Origin of the sequence: Frederiksenia canicola (assembly GCF_011455495.1) — a bacterium.
Classification (GTDB): domain Bacteria; phylum Pseudomonadota; class Gammaproteobacteria; order Enterobacterales; family Pasteurellaceae; genus Frederiksenia; species Frederiksenia canicola.
Genome location: NZ_CP015029.1, coordinates 160744 through 183337, shown reverse-complemented (window position 1 = coordinate 183337; position 22594 = coordinate 160744). Strand labels below are relative to the sequence as shown.

Here is a 22594-nt window from a genome sequence, read left to right as displayed (position 1 = left end):
ACTTTAGCACTTTCTGAGTGGCAAAAAAAGCAAGCGGTCAGATTTCCCGAAACTTTTGCAAATGTTGAGAGGGAACTGACCGCTTGTTGAGTTAGTAAATCGTCATTTGCCCTGCGTAAAGAATGAAGTAACGCAAGCAAAGTACACCAGTTAGCGTTGCACAGGCAAGTAACAACATAAAGCCTTTGCTATGTTTTAATTTTGCAGAGGCAAGTAGGTTGCTGATGAGTGGGAAGAGAATCCCTAAGCCCACAACGCCGGCCCAAAATACATTTCCCCATAAGCCTGATAAGGCATTGTCAACGGATACTGTTTTTTGCCCGCCACTTAAATAGAGAGTAGTGAAAAAACCGATCAGCATCAAAATTTCAAACACGACCGTTGGGCGTTCCCATTTGTGTAAGAAATGCACTTCATCGGAGTAGGTGGATTGTTTTCCAACCAATAATACTGCCACAATTAACGCAGCAATCCCAGATGAGGTACCTGATGCTAAAAATAACGCAGGCAGCCATAACGTATTGAGCATGGGGTAGCTGATTAAATCAGATAACAAGAAACCCGTATAAACCCCGAGTAAAACGGCTAAAACAAGTAGGAAAATTTCAATCGGGTTGATGAATTTTTCTGTGGTTTTAATTAGGTTTACCACAAATTGTAGTGCCGGCACAAAGCGATTGATAAGCCTTTCAATCCATTCTCTGAAAATGATCGCAATCCATAAGAAGATCACGGCCATATAGACTTGGAACAGTAGAACGCCCATCGACATAATCGAATCAAACTGGTAGTTGAACATCAGATACCAGAAAGTCCAAGGCTTAGTTAAGTGAAAAATTAACAACAGTAAGCCAATGGTCACTGTACCTGGTGCAAGCACTGCAGTGCTACGGATAATCCAACTTTCACTTGGGTTGACAAGTTTACGACTGCGTTTATATAACACCGCTAACAGCGTTGAGCCTGATGCGACGCCGAGTAAAAACAGGTAGATCGCAATGGTCGAATCCCAAACTAAGTTCGGGGTTTGGAATGGAACATAGTCGTTCATTATTTTTTCTCCCCTGCTTTGAATGGAATGTGATACAAGTTCGGCTCTGTGCCCAATGGCACTTTAGTGCGATAAGTTTCGTTTTCACGAATTTTGATCGAAACGGCACTGTTCGGATCGTTCAAATCACCAAAGGTTAAGGCTTTAGTCGGACAAATTTCTACACAAGCGGGTTCTTTGCCCGCCGCTAAGTTGGTATCACGACAGAAGTTACATTTATCCGCTGATTTTTTCTCTGGGTGGATAAAACGTACACGGTACGGACACACGGCGATGCAGTACTGACAACCAACGCACAGATCAGGATTGACATCAACAATTCCCGTGTCTTTGTCCACAAAAGACGCCCCCGTTGGACAAACTTGCACACAAGGGGCATTGGAACAATGCTGGCACGATTGGCGGAAGAATTCGTACTGAACGTTTGGAAATTCGCCATAAGGCTGGCTACGCAAGATTTCTAGACGAGAAACCCCTTCGGGGACGTTGTTGGTGTCGCGGCAAGCGTCCATACAAGCGGTACAACCGATACAGGCTTTTTCATCGTGTACCATGGCGTAGCGAATGGTTTTCTTTTCGTTCCCAGTCGCAAGGCTAAGTGAGCTAGTGGCTAACCCTGAGCCAGCCACAACCGCTAAGGCACTTGCACCTGAGACGAAGTCTCGACGGGAGCAACTCATTTTTTATCCTTAGCTTGTTCTACTTTGTTGTTTTCGTGAAGACGACCGTGACACTCCACACAGAGTTTTACACGTTGTTTTGGCTCAGTTGCCTTCATTGGTTCAGTTTCTGGGTGAAGTTTGTGACAGTTCACACATGCCATCTTGGTCGCATGGACATCGTGAGCCCAGAACGTTTCACGCAATTTGTCAGGATTATGGCAGGCAAAGCAGACTTGGTTTTGCTCGTGCGGTGTGCGTTCAAGATCTTGGTTTTTCGCTTTACCAAGCTCGTTAAATCGCATCACATCTTTCACACCTTTGCGGTGGCTTTCAGAAATATTACCGTGGCAGTTCACACAAGTTAATGGTTTGCCTGTGTTTGGGCTAACCGTCTCTTTCTGAAAATGTTTGCCTTTATGCTCAAAACTGGAAAAACGTCCGTGACAGTTCACGCAGTATTTGTTTGGATCTCGGCGAGCATCTTTTGCCATCGTGGCATCATCAACAGTTTCTTCCCACATTGATTTCGGCAGCGGAGGCATCTCTGCCATCGAGGTTGATGTCATTGCAAAAAATCCCGCTAAAGTGACCGCTTGTAGTAGGGCAAATCGCCCTACTTTTGAGATGATATTTTTCATAGTAACCTCAACTTATGGATTATTTCGCATCTGCTGGAAGTAAACCTTTTTTCTTCGCTTCTTCTTCCCATTGAGGTACTACGGTGCGTAAAAACTCTTCTTTCTCACGCTTACCTTTTGCATAGTCGATTCCCATTACCGCTTGGGCTTTCTCTTTTGTTGAGATATCTGGAACTTCGATTTCATGAGTAATGCCGTGAATTGCTAGCACACGAGCGAGTTTAGTACGAGCATCGGCCGCTTTGTCTAAGCCAGTGCCAAGCACTCGCAATAACACATCAGGGGCGTGCATATGTCCACCGTGGCTTGCTGCTGAGTAGTCCCAACGCCATTGAGCGTGGCGAATATCTTGTAATGCGGCTTTCATTTCTTCTTCAGTTGCACCCGCATCCCAAGCAGCTTTCGCTTCAAAGTGAGCACGTACAATTTGATCTTCTAAACGGATCATCACGTCTTTCACTTCTTTTTTATGGGCTTTCACACGTTCTTGTAAGCTCTCTTTGCTTTGTTCGTGACAGGTTTTACAAGTGAATTCGAAGTTATCAAATGGATTGCCAATTTTGTGATCGGTATAGATCTTGCCATCTTTGCTTTCTACTTTTGGCATATGGCAGTCAATACAAGTCACCCCATTTTTGCCATGTGTCCCTAATGACCAAATTTCAAAGTCTGGGTGTTGAGCTTTCAACATTGGTGCTTTTGACAGAGAGTGTGTCCAATCTTTGAAATCAATGTCGTCATAGTATTTTTCGATGCTGTCCACATCTACCCCATTATCCCATGGAAAAGTGACTGCTTTGGTTTTTCCAGCGAAGTAGTATTCCACGTGGCAGTTGGCACAAACGGCAACACGTTTACCGTGTTTGTCGAGTTGGTCAAATTTCCAACCAACCGTTTCTAATGCACGTAAAACATGTGGGCGTGCAACACGTAGAGCTGGCTTTCCGTCTTGGAATTCTTTTGAGGTCGTATCGTGACAATCTGCACAGCCGATAGCGTTCACCATTTCGGCACCGTATTTCGCCCATTTCGCATCAAAATAGCCATCTTCGCCTTTTTCTGCAATTAAACGTGGAACATCAGGGCCTTTACAAGCCCAGCACGCCATAGATTGCGGGCCAGAGTCGCCATCTTTTGGAGCTCCCGTACGTAAAATGTTACGGACATCGGTAATCGCATAGTAGTGACCGCGTGGTTTGTTGTAATCGTGTGAGAATAAATATCCCCCCCAAAGCACCACCATACGAGGATCTTCTTCAAGGGCACTATCAACTTGTTCAGAATCTTTTGTTGCAACCCAAGATTGGTATTGGAGTGGATATTTCTCTGCAAAGGTATGGTTTGCAGATTCAATTTTAAGATCAGGTTTTGGTCCTTCATAACTGGCGGGCACACCTGCCCACGCCATTGATAAACACCCTAACGTCGTTGTTAAAGCCAACAGGCTATTTTGAAGTTGTTTGCTAACGTGTTTCACGAGAGCCTCCCCACACAGTAAAGTAAATGATAATTTTTCTTATTTAAAAACAATAAGATAAATGAATATAACTTGATTGTGAGCGTAATGAAAAACCGACAAATTTGCTAGTGCATAAACACGTAGTTTTTTGAACTGTGTCAAATTTTGAGTGAATAAATATCACTTTTCTGTAAGGCATTTTTAATAAGTACAAAAGATAAACAGATACAGTATTGTTCAGTTCATTGAAACAGGCCTCGATGAGTATCGAGGTATCTACTTAGCGATTCTATGTATCTCGTTTGTTTTAGGGTAATTTGCAAAAAATTGCTGTGATCTCACCGCTTGTTGCGTAAAAGGCGTTGGCGAGTTAAGCAACCTATATTAGAATAAGCACTTTTCTATTTAACTAACCAGAGAACTTAAAATGAACTCAAACCGTAGTTTACTGATTATGGGTTTACTGCTTGTGTCGTTCTTGATTTTTACGCAATGGCAACAGGATTATGACCCTGAAATCCAAGCTCAAAAACAAGCCGCCATGGCACAACAGCAAGCCGCTCAACAATCGAGTGATGTCCCTGCTTCTTCTAATTCAAATTCTGCGATCAATCAGCAAGCGACTCAAGGAAAAACCATTGTCCTTGAAAGCGATGTGTTACGTTTAACCGTAGATACCTTAGGTGGTGATGTTGTGGATTCTGATCTATTAAAATTCAATTCGGAATTGCACTCAAACACGCCTTTTGCACTTTTACAAAATAATGACAAAGTGCTCTATGTTGCTCAAAGCGGTTTAGTCGGTAAAAACGGGATTGACACCAACGCAGGTCGTGCACAATATCAAGCCACAGCGGATAAATTCGTATTGGCGGAAGGTGAAGATACGCTAAATGTTCCACTTGTTTTGGAAAAAGATGGCGTAACCTATACCAAAACGTTCACGTTAAAACGTGGTAGCTATGACATTGCAGTAAACTATACGATCAAAAATGATACTGGCGAAACGCTTGAGGTACAGCCATATGGTCAAATTAAGCACAGTTTAGTGGAAAATTCAGGCAACTTTGCAATGCCAACCTATACTGGGGGGGCTTACTCTTCATCGGAAGTAAACTATAAAAAATATAGTTTCGATGACATGGCGAAAGCAAATTTATCGATTGATACCAAAGCAGGTTGGGCTGCGATTTTGCAACACTATTTCGTCTCAGCATGGATCCCAAATCAAGATGCAGAGAACAACCTTTACACCCGTACAGGAAACGGCGTTGGTACAATCGGTTATCGTGGTCCAATTACACAAGTTGCACCAAATAGCGAAGTCACGATCAAATCAAATTTATGGACAGGTCCAAAAGATCAAAATGCGATGGAGCAAGCGGCCAATCACTTTGAGTTAACCGTGGATTATGGTTGGGCATGGTTTATCGCAAAACCATTGTTCTGGTTACTGACCAATATCCAAAAACTCGTAGTGAACTGGGGCTTAGCCATTATCTGTGTAACGATTGTGGTGAAAACCATTCTTTATCCGCTCACTAAAGCACAATACACCTCAATGGCAAAAATGCGGATGTTACAGCCGCGTATTCAAGAAATGCGTGAGCGTTTCGGGGATGACCGCCAACGTATGAGCCAAGAGATGATGAAACTCTACAAAGAAGAAAAAGTGAACCCAATGGGTGGTTGCTTACCAATTCTTCTACAGATGCCGATTTTCATCGCACTATATTGGACCTTTATGGAGGCGGTAGAGCTTCGCCATGCCCCATTCTTCGGTTGGATTCAAGACTTGTCTGCACAAGATCCATATTACATTCTGCCGTTATTAATGGGTGGCTCAATGTTCTTGTTGCAAAAAATGTCACCAACACCAGTGGCTGATCCAATGCAGCAAAAAGTGATGACCTTCATGCCAGTATTATTTACGGTGTTCTTCTTATGGTTCCCATCAGGCTTAGTGCTTTACTGGTTGACGTCTAACTTAATTACGATTGTTCAACAATGGTTGATTTACCGTAATTTAGAGAAAAAAGGCTTGCATACTCGAGCCAAGAAATAATTCACAGATAAAACCTGCGTTACCGCAGGTTTTTTACATTCTCAGCTCGCAAGCGGTCAGTTCCGTTCAATAATTTGCAAAAAAGGTTGCGGAACGGACCGCTTGTATGACAGGAAGAGGAATATGTCTGAATGCCCTTGCCAATCTGGATTAAGCTACCAAATGTGCTGCGAGCCTTTCCATTTACAACAGAACGATCCAGATACCGCCGAACAATTGATGCGCTCCCGCTATACTGCGTACACACAACGCAATATTGAATACATTGTGGCAACAACAGTACCACATCAGCAGGCACAGCTTGATCAAGCCGCAATGAAACAGTGGGCAGAAACCACTCATTGGGTAGGATTAGAGATTATTGAACACAAATCGAATATCTCTAAGATTCATTCAACGGTAGAATTTAAAGCGATGTTTCAAACGCCAAACGGCATTGAGAGCCACCATGAACATTCACTTTTTGTGAAAATAAATGGGCGGTGGTATTTTGTTGATCCCACCGTGCCACTCCCTACTCAAAAACAACCTTGTTTTTGTGGATCGGGGAAAAAGTTTAAGCATTGTTGTGGAAGCCGTTAATCATAACAAGCGGTCAGTCCCAAATTATTTTTTGCAAATGAAAAAGGCATCTTATTAAGATGCCTTTTGTATTATTCACAATTTATTTATTTTTTAATAAATCACGAATTTCAGTTAATAGTTTTTCTTCAGCTGTTGGCTCAGGTGTTTTCTCTGGCTCTGGAGCAGGGGCTTTCTTCAAGTTATTAATGATTTTCACCATTGCAAATACGGCCATTGCAATAATTAAGAAATCAAAGACGTTTTGAACAAATGCACCGTATTTTAATGTTACGGCTTCTGCACCACCTTGTGCTTCTTTTAATACAATAGCAAGATCTTTAAAATCTACACCGCCGATTAATAAACCGATTGGTGGCATAATCACATCACTGACTAAAGATGAAACGATTTTACCAAATGCACCACCAATGATCACACCGACAGCTAAATCAACGACGTTGCCTTTTACCGCAAATTCACGGAACTCTTTTAATAAACTCATATTGTTTTCCTTTTGAATATCAAGAATTCGTCACGAAGACGAGCGAAAAAAATTATAAGTGAAGAAAAAGAGATGAGTAATCTTTTTTAACTTAATTTACTCAATTTACTCACAAATTCTGAAACAATTTGCCAGTCAGTATATTCATATTCTTGGCGAGTATCGGTTTCGCCGCCGGTGATTTTCATAATAAAACGAATCATAACACGGTCGAACCAGCGGTAACGTGGATAACGTAATGCCCCTGCAAAAACCTGAACTAATTGTGGTTGCCATGAGATTCGTTTTAAAAGTTTACGCGTATAAACATTTGTTTCAGGGCTATTTTTATTTGGTTTACGGGCGGTGAGATTGACACTATAAAAGGCAGATCTTTTCTGATTAAGCAAAACAGAATGTTTTGCAACAAATTTTTCTAAAAGGGGATCAAAATGCCCATAGCGAATGGAGGCACCAATCACGATGCAATCAAAGGAAGCCAGTTCCTCTGACGAGATGTCTGCCGTTTCACGCAAACAAAGTGTGGTAATCTCACCTTGCCATTCTCTGGCGATTTTTTCAGCAATTTTACGTGTTTGTCCGTCACGGGTAAGATAAAAAATTACGGTTTTCATTCAGTTATTTCTCAATACAAGCGGGCACTTTTTATAAAAATTTTACAAATAAAAAAGCAGAAGGGCGTTTTCACGCCCCGTTGAGAATGGAATTTTACCTGAAGTTGAATCAGGATGAAATTAGCTAAATAAGTTAGCAAGGTATTTTGAAAGCGTCATTCCACTTAAAATCGCCATTCCGACTACCACGATAGCCCCTGAAACCGTCATCCAAACAGGGTGTTTGTAGTCACCGACGATGTTGGTTTTATAGGCAGCAAGCAGAATTAAACCGAGTGAAATAGGTAAAATTAAGCCGTTTAAGGTGCCGACAAATACCAGCACTTGGGCGGGTCTGCCAATAAAGGCAAGCACGAAGGTCGAGATCACGATGAAAGCAATGATCCACAGGTTTTTATGTTTTTCAATTTTAGGTGAGAAGGTCGTGATAAATGACACGGAAGTGTAAGCCGCACCGATCACTGAAGTGATGGAGGCCGCCCAAATCACGATGCCGAAAATGATTAAGCCAACATTCCCCGCAACGTGTGAGAATGGCGTAGCAGCAGGATTTTTCGGATCTAAGGTGATGCCTTGGCTGACAACACCAAGTACCGCCAAAAACAGTACAACTCGCATCACAGAAGCGATTAAAATCGCTGACACAGAACTTTTGCTGACTTCGTTTAACGATTCTTTGCCTTTCACTCCAGCATCAAGCAAACGGTGAGCTCCAGCAAACGTGATATAGCCTCCAACTGTGCCACCCACTAAAGTCACAATCGCAATGACGTCTAATTTTTCTGGAAGAAAAGTGTGGGTCACGGCATCGGCAATCGGTGGGTTGGATTGCACTGCTACATAAATGGTTAAAGCGATCATCACAAAGCCCATCAACTGTGCAAAACGATCCATTGCCTTACCTGCTTCTTTGAATAAGAAGATCCCAACGGCAATCGCCCCGCTGATCAACGCCCCCGTTTCGGCGGATACGCCCGTCAGAATATTCAGCCCAAGTCCCGCTCCGCCAACGTTGCCGATATTAAAGGCTAAACCGCCCATTACAATCAATGCGGCGAGAAAATAGCCCGCCCCAGGTAACACCGCATTGGCGATGTCCTGTGCTTTCTTTTCTGAAACTGCGATGATCCGCCAAATGTTGAGCTGAGCCCCGATGTCGAGCAAAATTGAGAGCAAAATCACAAAACCGAAACTCGCTGCAAGGGTTTGGGTAAAGGTGGCTGTTTGGGTCAGAAAGCCTGGACCGATGGCGGATGTCGCCATCAAAAAAGCGGCACCAAGTAAGGCATTACGATTGTTTGACATTGTGTTTTCCTTTTATTGTTATGGTTGAATTTGAATATGGCGTTCTGCAAGAGCAATGCGGATTTTTTCTGCAAATTCGACGGCGTGAGCCCCATCGCCATGTAGGCAAATGCTGTCGGCTTGGATCGGAATGGTAAAACCTTCCACGGAAGTGACCGCTTGTTGTTCCACCATTTGCAGCACTTGGGCAATCGCCTTTTCATCGCTTTCAACTAACGCATCGGGGCGGGTGCGTGGTACAAGCGATCCGTCTGCAAGATAGTGGCGGTCAGCAAAGACTTCAGCAATCACGCCTAAACCAACTTCGGCAGCAACGGTCAGCATCAAACTGCCCGATAAGCCCATCAACTTTAAATTGGGGTCGAAGCCTTTCACGGTTTCTGCAATCAAGCGAGCCAAGGCAGGATCTTTCGCTGCTTGGTTATACAACGCCCCGTGCGGTTTGACATAATGCAACGGTACATTTTCCGCTTGGCACAAGGCTCTGACCGCCCCAAGCTGATAGCGTAAACAGGCTTTGAGTTCATCATCAGGCAAGTGCATGGGAGTACGCCCAAAATTTTCTCGATCAGGGAAACTTGGGTGAGCTCCCACTCGCACACCATTTTCTTTTGCCCAGTGAATAGCTTGTCGCATTTCGTTGTAATCGCCGGCGTGTAGCCCACAAGCCACATTCGCCGAGCTAACTAGCTGCAATAAGCGTTCATCATTGCCACAACCTTCGGCAAGATCGACATTCAAATCAACGTGTTTCATTGACTACTCTCCGGATTTGGTTCAGATAATTTGCATTTTTTTGGTGAAATTCGACCGCTTGTTCACGACTAACTTGCTGAAAATAGATTGTGCGACCAAACGGATTTTGTGCAAGACGCCCTAAATCTGCTTGGATCACGCAAGCTATTTTCGGATAGCCGCCAGTGGTTTGGGCATCCGCCATTAACACAATCGGTTGCCCATCAGGCGGCACTTGCACTGTTCCCGCTGGGGCGGCGTAAGAGAGCATTTCAAGCGGTTGGTTTAGGGATAATTTTTGCGAACCTGCCAAACGATAGCCCATTCGGCTGCTGTTCGATTGCAACACCCAACCTTGCTGCCAAAATTGCTGTTGGCTCTCGGGGCGAAATTCTTCATATTCAGATGACGCCGTGGCATAAATGCGGTTGGTAAATGCAATTGGTTCAATGCCAAGAGTACTAAGTGTCTCGGCATTGCGAGCAGTCGGTAAGTGGTCGCCTGCTTTGATTAATCTTCCTTCAAAACCGCCGAACGCCGCTTTGAGATCGGTACTGCACGAGTTCAACACTTTGGGGACTAAGAAACCGCCAGCAACGCACAAGTAACCGTAGTTACCCATTGTTGCTCGTTTGATGGTCAAGGTTTGGCGGGCTTTGGCGGTATAACGCCAGTAGGAATAGACTGGTTCACCGTCTAATTCCGCATCAAACATTGCACCGGTGAGGCAAAATGGTGTATCGCAGTCGAAAGTGAGTGTTAGTCCGCCCATGGCAATTTCCAGTGCGGCAGCGTTTTCTGCATTTTTTAGCAACAAATTACCCGCTTGTAAGGCAAGTGGATCCATCGCCCCAGCGTGCCCAATGCCAAAACGGCGTATCCCATAACGCCCCAAATCTTGAATATGTGCGAATGCACTGATATTGACGACATAAATCATAGTTGGATACTCTCTGCAATAAAACGCACTTGATCGCCTGCTTGCAGCAATACTGGCGGGTTTTGGCGAAGGTCGAACAGTGGCATTTCGGTTCGGCCGAGCAGTTGCCACCCCCCAGGGGAAGTGAACGGGTAAACACCCGTTTGGCTGCCGCCAATTCCCACTGAGCCTGCAGGCACTCGGGTTCTCGGCACATCACGGCGTGGCGTGTGTAGGTTTTCAGGCAAGCCACCTAAATAAGGAAAGCCGGGTTGGAAACCCATCATAAAGACGGTGTAAGTCGCTTGTGTATGGCGGCGAATAATGTCTTCTGGTGTCGTTTGGTGGAATTTTGCAACATCTGCCAAATCTTCGCCAAACTCACCACCGTAATGCACGGGAATTTCAATCAATCTACCTTGGTAGTTTGGTGTTTGGTTGGCGATTTGTTGCCAGAGTTGCTGTAACTGCTGTTTGAGTTGGGTCGTATCGGCATGGGGAGCGTGATAAATCGTCACGTTGTTCATACCCACCACGGCTTCTTGCACAGTCGCAAGCGGTTCGGCGTGGTCGGCAAATAGCCATAACCGTTGCTGTTTTTCGAGTTCAGCAGGTGGGGCAAGGGTGCAAAGCAGAGAATGCTCACTGGTATGGTGAATTTGCATACAAAAACCTTGTTAATAAAAGGATGAAAATGTTTTTACGCTGTTGCAAATTTGTTGTCAATAAAATAGAAAAGAAAATGTGGAAGATGTGAAAAGGATCACAAAAAATAGGGCGTATTGATTACGCCCTATTTGCAAAAAATGGTGCAGAACTCACCGCTTGTTACATCAACGCCGACACATATTTCAGCATCACGCCCGCCGCAATCGCTGAGCCGATAACGCCTGCAACATTTGGGCCCATTGCGTGCATCAGTAGGAAGTTTTGGTGATCTTCTTCCAAGCCGATTTTGTTTGCGACCCGAGCCGCCATCGGCACTGCCGACACGCCAGCTGCTCCAATCAACGGATTGATCGGTTTGGTTGGGTTGAGTTTGTTGAGCAATTTCGCCATCAGTACACCGCTTGCTGTGCCGATCCCAAAAGCAACCACGCCGAGTAGTAAAATGCCGAGAGTTTGCGGTTGCAGGAATTTATCAGCAACTAATTTTGAGCCGACAGATAAGCCGAGAAAGATGGTAACGATGTTGATCAATGCATTTTGGGCGGTGTCGTTCAAGCGTTCTACCACGCCGCTTACTCGCAATAAATTACCGAAGCAGAACATGCCGAGCAGTGGTGCTGCATCGGGCAATAACAATGCAACTAATAACAGTAACACAATCGGGAATAGGATTTTTTCACGGTTGCTAACATTGCGAAGTTGCACCATTCGGATTTTACGTTCTTGTTTGGTGGTCAAGGCACGAGCGATTGGTGGCTGAATGAGTGGTACCAGTGCCATATAGGAATAAGCCGCGACCGCAATTGCTCCGAGCAGTTCAGGGGCAAGTTTGCTCGCTAAATAGATTGCCGTTGGGCCGTCTGCTCCGCCGATAATCCCAATCGCTGCAGCTTGCGGCAGGGTGAAGCTCATCACGCCTGTCCAATTTAGCAATAATGCCCCGATGATGGTGGCAAAAATCCCGAACTGAGCGGCTGCGCCAAGTAACAAGGTGCGAGGGTTAGCAAGTAGTGGCCCGAAATCGGTCATTGCACCCACGCCCATAAAGATGATGAGCGGTGCCACACCGTAGCCGATCGCCACTTTGTAAAATAACGCCAGCACGCCTGCGGTGTATCCCATATCGCCTGCCAACACTTCCAACTCATGTTGTACGGACGGCAACGCATTTGCCAAAGCAACTTTGATTGCCGTTGGATCCGCTGCACTTTGCAGTTTGCCTGCCACAATCGCAAGCTGTTCTGTGGTGCCGTGATGGAGCAGATTATCTAATGCGGTCATCGCCAAGCCCGCTTCGGGAATGTTCGAGAGCAAGCCCCCAAAGCCGATCGGTAGCAGTAATAGCGGTTCAAATTTGCGGGCAATCGCTAACCAAAGTAGCACAAGGCTGACAATCAGCATCACTGCTTGCCCAAAGCTGAGATGCATAATGCCCATTCCTTGCACTAATGCCAAAATACTTTCCATATCGACCTCGTTAGCCTAATGTCATCAAGGTTTGACCCACGGTAACCACATCGCCGCCTTTGACTTGAATACCTTGCACCGTACCCGCTTGGCTAGCACAGATTTGGGTCTCCATTTTCATCGCTTCTAAAATCAGTAACGGCTCGCCTTCTTTGACTTGCTGCCCTTCGTTTACCAACACTTTCCAGATATTACCTGCCATTGGTGCAGTTACTGGCACGCCTGCCGCAGTCGGTTTTGGTGTTGGGGCTGGGATTGGCGTTTGGGCAGGTGCGGCAGCAGGTTGAATATCGCCCACTTCGCCGCCTTCCGACACTTTCACCACAAAGGCTTTGCCTTCTAATTCAACGGTATAAACCGCCGAGCCACCAGTGTTGGTATTTGCAGATTTTGGTGCGGAACTGACCGCTTGTTTTGCCGTTTCAGCTGTTGGAGCGGGCTCAAAGGCGTCTGGATTGCCACGATTTTCCAAGAATTTCCAGCCAATTTGTGGGAACAACGCCACGATCAATACATCATCAATCGCATTTTCTGCTAATTTAATGCCTTTCTCTTTCGCTTGTTGTTGGATGTCTGTGGATAATTTGTCCATTTCCGGCGGGAGATGATCGGCGGGGCGATCGGTAATCGGTTCGCCACCTTCCAATACTTTGGCTTGCAGTTCCGCATTCACAGGGGCAGGTGTGCGACCGTATTCACCTTTGAGAATGCCCGCCGTTTCTTTCGCGATGGTTTTGTAACGTTCGCCCATTAACACGTTGATCACCGCTTGAGTTCCCACGATTTGCGAAGTTGGGGTAACAAGCGGGATATAACCAAGATCTTTTCGCACACGCGGAATTTCTTGCAGTACTTGATCCAATTTTTCAGAGGCATTTTGTTGTTTGAGCTGTCCTTCAAGGTTGGTCAGCATTCCACCTGGCACTTGAGCCACTAAAATACGGCTGTCAGAACCACGCAGTTGCCCTTCAAATTTGGCATATTTTTTACGTACATCACGGAAGTAAGCGGAAATTTTTTCTAAACGAGAAATATCCAACCCCGTATCAAACGGCGTGCCCTGTAAGGTCGCTACCAAGGCTTCGGTTGCAGGGTGTCCGTAGGTCCCACTCATTGATGAAATCGAAGTATCAATACCGTCTACACCCGCTTCGACCGCTTTCAACAAAGCCATTTCCGCCATACCTGTGGTAGCGTGGCAATGTAAATGCAGCGGTACATCATATTTCTGCTTGATGGCTCGCACCAAGGTTTCCGCTTCCATCGGACTCAAAATGCCCGACATATCTTTGATCACCACCGAATCGACGCCAATTTCCAGTAATTGCTCGGTGAGTTCGAGCCAGGTGTTTAAATTGTGCACAGGGCTAGTGGTATAACTCAATGTGCCTTGTGCGTGCCCACCATTGCGTTTCACCGCTTGCAACGCCTGTTTCATATTGCGAGGGTCGTTCATCGCATCAAATACACGGAACACTGACATACCATTTTTCACCGAACGTTCGACAAAACGATCGACCACGTCATCTGCGTAATGGCGATAGCCGAGCAGATTTTGACCACGCAGCAACATTTGTAGCGGGGTTTTTGGCATCGCTTTTTTCAGCTCACGCAAGCGTACCCAAGGATCTTCGCCTAAAAAACGAATACAGGCATCAAAAGTCGCCCCGCCCCATGCTTCCAAAGACCAATAGCCAATATCATCCAACTCTTTGGCAATCGGCAGCATATCATCTAAACGCAGACGGGTTGCAAACAAGGATTGATGTGCATCACGCAACACCACATCAGTAATCGCAATTTTTTTCGCTTGAGTTGTCATAGTTTTTCTCCAAATTCAAAATTATTTCAGTCCTTGCTGACGGCGATGATGGGCAATCGCGGCCACGATCACAGGGCGTAAATGGTCAAAATCGGTCGGGGGAACAGTTTGAGTGGTTGGGGGGGAAACGGCGGGCGTTTCGAGAGGTTCAGGAAAGAAGCGGTTGACTAACGCAGACATCAGCTGAATGGCATAAATCAAAATCAGCAAAAACAGCATCACGAACCCAACGCCTGCAAACATTAAGTTTAGCCCTTCTTGTAACAGTTCAGTATTGGTCATTTCTCATTACTCCCTCAATGAAATGGGCTTATCTTACCTGATTTGGAAATGATTTCTGTGGCATAGCTCACATTTTGCAAAATTTTTTGAAAAAGTGACCGCTTGTTGATCTAAATCATCAATACAAGCGGTCGGTTTCAGCAAATTTTTTGCAATTTAGCAGATCGCCCCCCCTACAATTTGCAGATCATGTTCGGTATGCAACGCCGTTTCGACCGCAATATTCAAGCCTTTCACTAAGGTATCGAGTGCCATTGTTGGTGCATTGCGATGCTGCACGCCTTGTTCTGGCAAAAAGGGAATATGGATAAAACCACCGCGTGTTTGGGGGAAATTTTCGGCGAGAAAATGGAGCAAGCCAAACATTGCGTGGTTGCAAACGTAGCTGCCCGCTGAAAGGGAAAGCGAAGCAGGAACACCTGCGTTTTTGACCGCTTGTACCATCGCTTTAGCGGGTAAAGTAGTGAAATAGGCGGCAGGAGCGTGGGGAACGATGGCGGTATCGATCGGCTGATTGCCTTGATTATCTGGGATTGACGCATCGTTCAGGTTGATCGCAACACGTTCGATTTCAATCGATGATCGCCCGCCCGCCTGCCCGATGCAAATTACCACATCAGGTTGCAATGTTTGGATTTTTTCTCTCAATACATCAAGGGAGCGATCAAATACGCAAGGCAGCTGTACGGCATCAATATGCGGTTGTTTGGCAAGGATTTTTGCCACCTCCCATGATGGATTGATGTTTTCTCCCCCAAAAGGCTCAAAACCAGTGATTAATACTTTTTTCATTTTGTTTACTCTTTGTTTACATTAAATTCATTTTTGTGCTAGTTTATTGAGCGATTATAACACTAATAAGGAGCCAAACCGATGCAAAAAACAACATTCATACTCAGTGCAGCCGCAGCTTTATTATTCAGTCAATTTTCCTTTTCTGCCGTGGTGCCAGAAGGGACAAAGCTGCGAGCGAAACAGGAAATTGTGATCAACAACGGTGCAGAGCCAACTTCACTTGATCCACATAAAGTAGAAGGTATTCCAGAAGCGGTAATCACCCGCCAGTTGTTTGAGGGGCTGGTGGTGAGAGATCAAAAAGGCAACATTCAGCCAGCTGTGGCGGTCAGTTGGGAAAGCAATGAGAATTTCACTCAATGGACATTCAAACTGCGTGAAACAACGTGGTCAAACGGCGAGCCGCTAACAGCAGAAGATTTTGTCTATTCGTGGCAACGCCTAGCTGACCCAAAAACTGCCTCGCCTTATGCAAGTTACCTCGAAAAGCTCAAATTAAATAATGCCACAGAGATTATTGCAGCTAAAGTTGCCCCACAAGAACTCGGCATTAAAGCCCTTGATGCTCACACATTACAACTCAATTTAAGTTCGCCTGTGCCTTATCTCCCAGCAATGTTGGTTTCACACTCACTCGTGCCGTTACATAAAGCCACGGTGGAAAAATTTGGTGATGATTGGATTAAAGTCGGCAATTTCGTTGGTAACGGGGCTTATGGTCTTGCAGAACGTGTGTTGAATGAAAAACTGGTCTTCACCCGCAATAAACAGTATTGGAACGACAAAGAAACGGTGATCGAAAAAGCGACTTTACTTTCCCTTGAGTCAGCCAATTCTGATGTGGCTCGCTATCGTGCCAACGATATTGATATGACCAACAACAGTATTCCTGTTGAACTTTATCCAAAACTCAAAGCAGAGCTACCAAACGAGTTGCACACCACTCGCACCATTGCGACCTATTATTACGTATTTAACAACCAGAAAGCCCCATTTAACGATATTCGAGTGCGTAAAGCATTGAATTTGGCATTGCAGAGGGATCTTATCACTGAGAAAGTACTTGGAATGGGGCAAACGCCAACTTATACCTACACTCCGAACTACATTGGAGGTGGCGAGAAAATCCAAACGCCTGACTATGCAGCCCTTTCTCAAGAAGAGAAAAACAGACAAGCGGTGGCGTTATTAAAAGAAGCGGGCTTTGATAAAAACAATCCGCTGAAATTCACCTTACTTTACAACACCTCTGAAAACCACAAAAAAGTAGCGATTGCCGTCACATCGCTTTGGAAATCGAATACGGGGGATGCTGTGCAGGCGTCGTTGCAAAACCAAGAATGGAAAACCTTCTTAGAAGCTCGTAATCATGGTACGTTTGACGTAGCTCGTGCTGGATGGCAGGGGGAATATAACAATCCAACCGCATTTCAAAATAACTTCTTAACGGGCAGTTCCTACAACGATGCCAAATTTTCAAGCAAGAAATTTGATGAGTTGGTGGAAAAATCCTACTACGCTAAAACCGACGCAGAACGTAGTGACGTTTATGCCCAAGCAGAACAGGCGTTACTGGAGGAATTTCCGCTTGTCCCTGTGTATAACTATGTAAACGTCCGTTTGGTCAAACCTTATGTGAAAGGCTTTACCACCACCGATCCGCAGGATTACTACTACATTCGTAATCTCTACTTGACAGAGTAGTTGGTAAAATTTTGCTAAAAAATGACCGCTTGTCTTGAGGGTTGGTTCTTAAAACTAAAAGTTTTCAGATAAGCTCTCAAGACAAGCGGTCACTTCCTACAGGAATTTTGCAAATGCGGTGAGATTAGATACTGAAAGATGAGCCACAACCACAAGTTGAACTCGCATTTGGATTGCTCACCACAAAGCGAGAGCCTTCAAGCCCTTCTACATAATCGACTGTACCACCAATTAAGTATTGCAAACTCATGGGATCAACTACTAGCCCAACATTTTGATTTTCAATAGTTAAATCGCCATCATTAACTTGATCATCAAAGGTAAATCCATACTGGAAGCCACTGCAACCACCACCTGTGATGTAAACACGTAAGCGTAAATTTGGATTATCTTCCCCTTCAATCAAACTTTTTACCTTCTTTGCTGCTGCATCAGTGAAGGTTAAAGGCACTTGGATATCACTCATTTTTTGTCCTAGGTCAAATTTTTGGAAATGGTGCATTATCTATCAATTAGGGAGGCAGAGCAATAAGTAAAAAAGGGTGCTAATTAAAACAGTTCCTTGCTATACTACAGACAATATAAAAATTGGATTAATTAAATTTTCGTGGAAGTTTTTATGATAAATGAAAAAATTGAAAATAAGTATCAATCAGATGAGATTGACTTAGTCGAACTAATCAAGGTGCTATGGGATAAAAAATGGTGGATTGTGTTATCTGCTTTTTTTTGTGCAGCAATTGCGGGGATTTATGCCTTTACTGTAAAAGAGCAGTGGACCTCAAAGGCGGAGGTTGTCAAGCCTATGGCAGAGGATCTAGGTAGTTATTTTAGTATCCGCAAAGAATATGCCCGAATATTAGGCCAAGAATTTGATATTGAGTCATCATTTAATGTTATTTATGATAAATTTATTTTATATTTGAATTCATTAGATGAAAGAGAAAGATTTTTCTTAAAGTCAAATTATTATCAAAATATTGTGGCAGGAAAAGATGACAAACAAAAGCTTGAGTTTTTAAATGAAATACTGATAAATGATGTCAAAGTTATCAAACCAGACTCTAAAAAAAATCCTAAACAGCTTGGTGTAACTGTTCAGTTCACAGCAGAGGATCAAGTTTCTGCTCAGAGAGTTTTAAGTGAATATTTAAATTATATTAACAAATATACTTATGCATTAGAAATTAAAGATTTTTTAATATATTTTAATGAGTTAATAAAGGATTTAAAATATGAGCAATCTAAATTTGAAAGAGATTTAAATATCCAACGAAATATTAAGTTAGAAAACTTAAGTAATGCAGTTGAGGTGGCAAAAGTAGCTGGAATAAAAGAGTACTCTAAACCTCTGGATTCTAATAATAACATTGTGCAAAATATTGCTTTAAGTGATACAAAAATTCCACTTTCAGATTCTAAATTGAGTGATAGTCCTTATTTATTTATGTTGGGTGAGAAATATTTACAAGCACAATTTGATGTTATTGATAAAAGTAATATTGTTTATCCACCACGATATTATGAAATTAGATTTTTATTATCAGAGTTAGAACCGTTATTAGAAAAAGCACAGAATGAAGATGTGATGGTTTTTAGATACTTATCTTCGCCTAGTGTTCCTGTTACGCAGGATTGGCCTAAACGTTTAATTATATTGTTGATTGGTGCTATTTTAGGTTGTTTTTTAAGCATAGTGGTTATTTTATTCAAAAGAGTATTGGTTAAAAATGAAAAATATTAAGGTTATTATTGCAACACATAAAAAATATTTTATGCCTGAAGATTCTATTTATTTACCTGTGCATGTGGGCAAATTAGGGAAGGAATCTATAGGTTATCAAGGAGATGATACAGGGGATAATATTTCGAAAAAAAATCCTTTTTTTTGTGAGTTAACAGGACTTTATTGGGCTTGGAAAAATTTAGATGCTGATTATATAGGATTAATTCACTACAGACGATTTTTTAGTTTAAAGGGGTTTTGTGCAAGAAGAAATTTACCGATTGAAAAGTTATATTTAGATAGAATGGAAATAGAGCAACTATTAGATGAGTACGATGTAATTGTTCCTAAAAGGCGTAATTATTACATAGAAACGCTCTATTCACATTATGCTAATACACTGCATGCGGAACATTTAGATGTTACGCGCGATATTATTTCTGAGCTTTATTCAGACTATCTCGATAGTTTTGATAGTGTGATGAGACAGAGGGGGGGGCATATGTTTAATATGTTCATTATGTCAAAAACGTTAACTGAAAAATATTGTGAGTGGCTGTTTGATATTCTTTTTGAATTAGAAAAAAGAATTCCAGCAGAGAAGTATTCAGCATTTCATGCTAGATTTTATGGACGAGTGAGTGAGCTCCTATTTAATGTATGGCTAAAACAATATACTCAATCTAGTAATAACGGCATAAAGATTAAAGAAATTCCTTTTTTTTATGGTGAAAAAATTAATTGGTTTAAAAAGGGAAGTGCGTTTCTGCTTGCTAAATTTTGGAGGAAGAAATATGAAAAAAGTTTTTAGTATAATGTTATAAGATTCTCAGTTATGAAGAAAGATAATAAAAGACTATTAAACAATTTTTTTTCTTTAGTAGTATTACAGTTTTTTAATTATGTTCTGCCCTTTCTTACTCTACCTTACTTGGTTAAAACTTTAAGTGTTGATATTTATGGGCTAGTAGTATTTGCTCAATCTTTAATACTGTTTGTAAATATCTTCATAGATTGGGGATTTAATCTTTCTGCGACAAGGGATATCTCTATTCATAGAAATGATAAAGTTAAGTTAACCGAAATTTACAGTAGTGTTCTTGCTATTAAAGTTTTCATCACGCTAATTTGTTTTCTTATATTATGCGTAGTTGTATCTTCTATTCCCAAACTTGGATCGAACAGAGATGTTTATATTTTATCTTTTTTATGGGCTGTTGGGCAGGCAATATACCCTATTTGGTATTTTCAAGGCATAGAAAAGATGAAATATATTACATTGATAAATGTTAGCTCTAAAATTATTTTTACTATTTTGATATTTGTCTTTGTGAAAAGTGATGATGACTATTTATTAGTTCCTATATTTAACGGTCTTGGAAGTATTATAGCGGCTATAATATCTTTGTGGATAATTGGTAAGCTTATTAAGCAAAGCATAAAAATTCCTTCATTTAATGTTATTTGGATGTATTTTCAAGAAAGTTCATCATTTTTTCTTTCTAGGTTGTCTTTAAGTCTTTATACTTCGGCTAATACTTTTATTTTAGGTATAGCAACATCAACAACAATAGTTGCCTACTATTCTATTGCAGAACAACTTTATAAGGCATTACAGGCATTTTATTCACCGTTATCTCAAGTGTTATATCCTTATATTGCGAAAGAGAGAAATATAGTATTATTCAAAAAAATATTTATTTTTTCAGCTATTTTAAATTTACTTGGAATTATTGTGCTGTATTTGACTTCCGATTTTATTTTTGAGTTGTTTTTTTCGCAGAGAATAGGTGTTGAGAGTGTAAATGTATTTACAATATTTTTAATTGCTTCATTTTTTGTTGTTCCAAGCATATTGTTAGGTTATCCTTTTCTTGGGGCAATAGGTTATGCTAAATATGCAAATTTAAGTGTAATATATGGATCAGTACTTCATATTATTGGCTTGCTGATGTTATATTTTGCTGATTATATTACATTATATTCAGTGGCTTATATGGTGTTGCTAACAGAAATATTTGTATTAGTATATAGGGTTTTCATAGTATGGAGAAAAAACTTATGGGTAAAACAGTCATAACATATGGTACATTTGATCTTTTTCATATTGGACACTTAAAATTGTTGCAAAGGTTAAAACAATTAGGAGACAGATTGATTGTTGCCGTATCTACAGATGAATTCAATGAGGGAAAAGGAAAAAAAACAATGATCCCTTATTCACAAAGAGCTGAAATTGTACAAAATATAAAATGTGTTGATTTAGTTATTCCAGAAACAAGCTGGGAACAAAAATTGGTAGATGTAAAAAAATATGATGTAGATGTTTTTGCAATAGGAAATGACTGGGAAGGAAAGTTTGATTTTTTAAAAGAACATTGTGAAGTAGTATATCTAGAAAGAACACAAGGAATATCTTCTACTCAAATTAAACAAACATTAAAGACATTTACTATATCTAAAGATGAGATATTAAAGGCTTTTGAAATTTTAGAGCAATTAAAGAGAGATTTAGAATGAAGAAATTATTGAAACTTATTAAAGCAATTTTCATTGCTATGGGAGGATGGTGGATATATTTTTTTTCTGGATTTTTTCCTAGAAGTGAAATGAAAATAGTCTTTGGAGTTCATACAAATAGTCTATCAGGTAACGTGAAGGCTCTATATTTAGATTCTAATTATCAAAAGAATAAGACAAAAGTTTTTATTTATAAAAACAAAAAAGTTAGGAGTTATCTAAAAGAGCTAAATGGAGATTACATATATTATTCCGTTTTTAGTATTAAAGGTATATGGCATATTCTTACAGCAAAAAAATTTATTTATTCAAGTTATCCTTCAGATATTAGCTTTTGGCTCTCGAGAGGTGCTGAGCTATTTAATGTTTGGCATGGAACCCCATTAAAAAAGATAGAAAGAGACGTAAATACAGGGTTTTATGCAATAAAAAATAGATATGAAAGGATTTTGAAATTTATTTTTCCTTATCTGTATGCTAAACCGAATTTATTGTTAGTTTCTTCTGATTATGAAAAAAAGTGCTTTACTACAGCCTTTTCTGTGTCGGGGTCTCAGTTAGTTTTAGCATTTCCACCTAGATTAATTGAGTCAAGGAAAGATTACATCAATTCAATTAACAAAGATTCTATTTTATACTGCCCAACTTGGAGAGATGATAATTCATTTTCTTTTTATAAAAATTGTAACTTGAGTGATCTTAATGAACTTATGATAAAGGAAAATAAGCTTTTTATCATTAAAGCCCACCCTTCAGATAGTTCAGTTCATTTAGATAAGAAGTATAGTAATATTAAATTGGCAGATAGAACAGATGATTTTTATCAACTGGTAAAAAGGGCTTCCCTAGTTATTACTGACTATTCTTCTATAATGTTTGATTGTTTATATTGTAATATACCTGTGGCATTATTTTGTCCAGATATTCAAAATTATTTGAAGAATAGTAGAGAATTTTATTGTGAAATGAATCAACTTCCTTTTGCTGTTTATAAAAATTTAATTGATTTAGTTGCTTCTAAGGAGCACAAGCTCAATTCTGATAAGATACATTATTTTTCTCCCTATACTAATTTTTTGTAACATTTAATTTACA

Annotated in this window: 23 protein-coding genes; 8 read left to right on the top strand and 15 right to left on the bottom strand. The window is 41.5% G+C overall.

The window, feature by feature from the left end; all coding sequences use genetic code 11:
* Window positions 1-91: 91 nt before the first annotated feature.
* Genes nrfD through nrfA form a run of 4 tightly spaced genes read right to left on the bottom strand, consistent with a single transcriptional unit; the run spans window position 92 to window position 3759 of the window.
* Complete coding sequence (gene nrfD, locus A4G17_RS00855) at window positions 92-1051, bottom strand: cytochrome c nitrite reductase subunit NrfD (RefSeq protein ID WP_123956786.1); 960 nt, start codon at window positions 1049-1051, stop codon at window positions 92-94.
* Entirely contained in the window at window positions 1051-1731 is a 681-nt protein-coding gene (gene nrfC / locus A4G17_RS00850) for a cytochrome c nitrite reductase Fe-S protein (protein ID WP_123956785.1), read from the bottom strand. Before nrfC ends, nrfD begins: the two co-directional genes overlap by 1 nt.
* The gene (nrfB, locus tag A4G17_RS00845; protein WP_123956784.1) at window positions 1728-2351 is read right to left on the bottom strand and encodes a cytochrome c nitrite reductase pentaheme subunit; all 624 of its coding nucleotides are present in this window, start codon (window positions 2349-2351) and stop codon (window positions 1728-1730) included. The genes nrfC and nrfB overlap by 4 nt, the downstream gene beginning before the upstream one ends.
* Before the next feature lie 19 nt (window positions 2352-2370).
* Window positions 2371-3759 carry an ammonia-forming nitrite reductase cytochrome c552 subunit gene (gene nrfA / locus A4G17_RS00840; protein WP_418886397.1) on the bottom strand — a complete coding sequence of 463 codons (1389 nt, stop codon included), beginning with the start codon at window positions 3757-3759 and terminating at the stop codon, window positions 2371-2373.
* 478 nt (window positions 3760-4237) lie between these two features.
* On the opposite strand from nrfA, the gene yidC reads away from it, so the two are divergent.
* Together yidC and A4G17_RS00830 are read left to right on the top strand one after the other, a co-directional pair.
* Complete coding sequence (gene yidC, locus A4G17_RS00835; RefSeq protein WP_123956782.1) at window positions 4238-5875, top strand: membrane protein insertase YidC; 1638 nt, start codon at window positions 4238-4240, stop codon at window positions 5873-5875.
* A gap of 123 nt (window positions 5876-5998) precedes the next feature.
* Window positions 5999-6457 carry a YchJ family protein gene (locus A4G17_RS00830; RefSeq protein ID WP_123956781.1) on the top strand — a complete coding sequence of 153 codons (459 nt, stop codon included), beginning with the start codon at window positions 5999-6001 and terminating at the stop codon, window positions 6455-6457.
* An 82-nt stretch (window positions 6458-6539) separates the two neighbouring features.
* Here the strand turns inward: A4G17_RS00830 and mscL are convergent, their stop codons facing one another.
* From mscL to pcp, 10 genes are all read right to left on the bottom strand, one after another.
* On the bottom strand, window positions 6540-6941 hold the full coding sequence (mscL, locus tag A4G17_RS00825; RefSeq protein ID WP_123956780.1) for a large-conductance mechanosensitive channel protein MscL: 402 nt from the start codon (window positions 6939-6941) through the stop codon (window positions 6540-6542).
* An 86-nt stretch (window positions 6942-7027) separates the two neighbouring features.
* The gene (gene hemG, locus A4G17_RS00820; protein ID WP_123956779.1) at window positions 7028-7555 is read right to left on the bottom strand and encodes a menaquinone-dependent protoporphyrinogen IX dehydrogenase; all 528 of its coding nucleotides are present in this window, start codon (window positions 7553-7555) and stop codon (window positions 7028-7030) included.
* A 120-nt stretch (window positions 7556-7675) separates the two neighbouring features.
* Window positions 7676-8860, bottom strand: a complete 1185-nt coding sequence (locus A4G17_RS00815; RefSeq protein WP_123956778.1) for an NRAMP family divalent metal transporter — start codon at window positions 8858-8860, stop codon at window positions 7676-7678.
* An 18-nt stretch (window positions 8861-8878) separates the two neighbouring features.
* Window positions 8879-9616 (bottom strand): 5-oxoprolinase subunit PxpA, encoded by a 738-nt coding sequence (pxpA, locus tag A4G17_RS00810; RefSeq protein ID WP_123956777.1) that lies wholly within the window; start codon window positions 9614-9616, stop codon window positions 8879-8881.
* The gene (locus A4G17_RS00805) at window positions 9603-10535 is read right to left on the bottom strand and encodes a 5-oxoprolinase subunit C family protein (protein ID WP_123956776.1); all 933 of its coding nucleotides are present in this window, start codon (window positions 10533-10535) and stop codon (window positions 9603-9605) included. The genes pxpA and A4G17_RS00805 overlap by 14 nt, the downstream gene beginning before the upstream one ends.
* Entirely contained in the window at window positions 10532-11179 is a 648-nt protein-coding gene (gene pxpB / locus A4G17_RS00800; protein WP_123956775.1) for a 5-oxoprolinase subunit PxpB, read from the bottom strand. Before pxpB ends, A4G17_RS00805 begins: the two co-directional genes overlap by 4 nt.
* A gap of 163 nt (window positions 11180-11342) precedes the next feature.
* Complete coding sequence (locus A4G17_RS00795; protein WP_123956774.1) at window positions 11343-12650, bottom strand: sodium ion-translocating decarboxylase subunit beta; 1308 nt, start codon at window positions 12648-12650, stop codon at window positions 11343-11345.
* Window positions 12651-12660: 10 nt separating this feature from the next.
* The gene (gene oadA / locus A4G17_RS00790) at window positions 12661-14472 is read right to left on the bottom strand and encodes a sodium-extruding oxaloacetate decarboxylase subunit alpha (protein WP_123956773.1); all 1812 of its coding nucleotides are present in this window, start codon (window positions 14470-14472) and stop codon (window positions 12661-12663) included.
* A 21-nt stretch (window positions 14473-14493) separates the two neighbouring features.
* Window positions 14494-14754 carry an oxaloacetate decarboxylase subunit gamma gene (locus A4G17_RS00785; RefSeq protein ID WP_123956772.1) on the bottom strand — a complete coding sequence of 87 codons (261 nt, stop codon included), beginning with the start codon at window positions 14752-14754 and terminating at the stop codon, window positions 14494-14496.
* 156 nt (window positions 14755-14910) lie between these two features.
* Window positions 14911-15546 (bottom strand): pyroglutamyl-peptidase I, encoded by a 636-nt coding sequence (pcp, locus tag A4G17_RS00780; protein ID WP_123956771.1) that lies wholly within the window; start codon window positions 15544-15546, stop codon window positions 14911-14913.
* Window positions 15547-15627: 81 nt separating this feature from the next.
* Here pcp and A4G17_RS00775 point away from each other — a divergent pair, with 81 nt between their 5' ends.
* Window positions 15628-17253, top strand: a complete 1626-nt coding sequence (locus A4G17_RS00775; RefSeq protein ID WP_123956770.1) for an ABC transporter substrate-binding protein — start codon at window positions 15628-15630, stop codon at window positions 17251-17253.
* Between the two features lie 124 nt (window positions 17254-17377).
* On the opposite strand, the gene erpA is transcribed toward A4G17_RS00775, so the two are convergent.
* A complete protein-coding gene (erpA, locus tag A4G17_RS00770; protein WP_123956769.1) occupies window positions 17378-17719 on the bottom strand; it encodes an iron-sulfur cluster insertion protein ErpA in 342 nt (113 codons plus the stop codon).
* 153 nt (window positions 17720-17872) lie between these two features.
* Here erpA and A4G17_RS00765 point away from each other — a divergent pair, with 153 nt between their 5' ends.
* From A4G17_RS00765 to A4G17_RS00745, 5 genes are read left to right on the top strand one after another with little or no spacing between them, the layout of a single operon-like run.
* Window positions 17873-18997, top strand: coding sequence for an LPS O-antigen chain length determinant protein WzzB (locus A4G17_RS00765; RefSeq protein WP_123956768.1), 1125 nt, complete (start codon window positions 17873-17875; stop codon window positions 18995-18997).
* Window positions 18984-19790, top strand: coding sequence for a DUF4422 domain-containing protein (locus tag A4G17_RS00760; protein ID WP_123956767.1), 807 nt, complete (start codon window positions 18984-18986; stop codon window positions 19788-19790). Before A4G17_RS00765 ends, A4G17_RS00760 begins: the two co-directional genes overlap by 14 nt.
* Window positions 19791-19814: 24 nt before the next feature.
* Window positions 19815-21059 (top strand): oligosaccharide flippase family protein, encoded by a 1245-nt coding sequence (locus A4G17_RS00755; RefSeq protein ID WP_123956766.1) that lies wholly within the window; start codon window positions 19815-19817, stop codon window positions 21057-21059.
* Entirely contained in the window at window positions 21041-21499 is a 459-nt protein-coding gene (gene tagD, locus A4G17_RS00750) for a glycerol-3-phosphate cytidylyltransferase (RefSeq protein WP_123957072.1), read from the top strand. The genes A4G17_RS00755 and tagD overlap by 19 nt, the downstream gene beginning before the upstream one ends.
* The gene (locus A4G17_RS00745) at window positions 21496-22581 is read left to right on the top strand and encodes a CDP-glycerol glycerophosphotransferase family protein (RefSeq protein WP_123956765.1); all 1086 of its coding nucleotides are present in this window, start codon (window positions 21496-21498) and stop codon (window positions 22579-22581) included. Before tagD ends, A4G17_RS00745 begins: the two co-directional genes overlap by 4 nt.
* The last annotated feature ends 13 nt before the right edge of the window (window positions 22582-22594 follow it).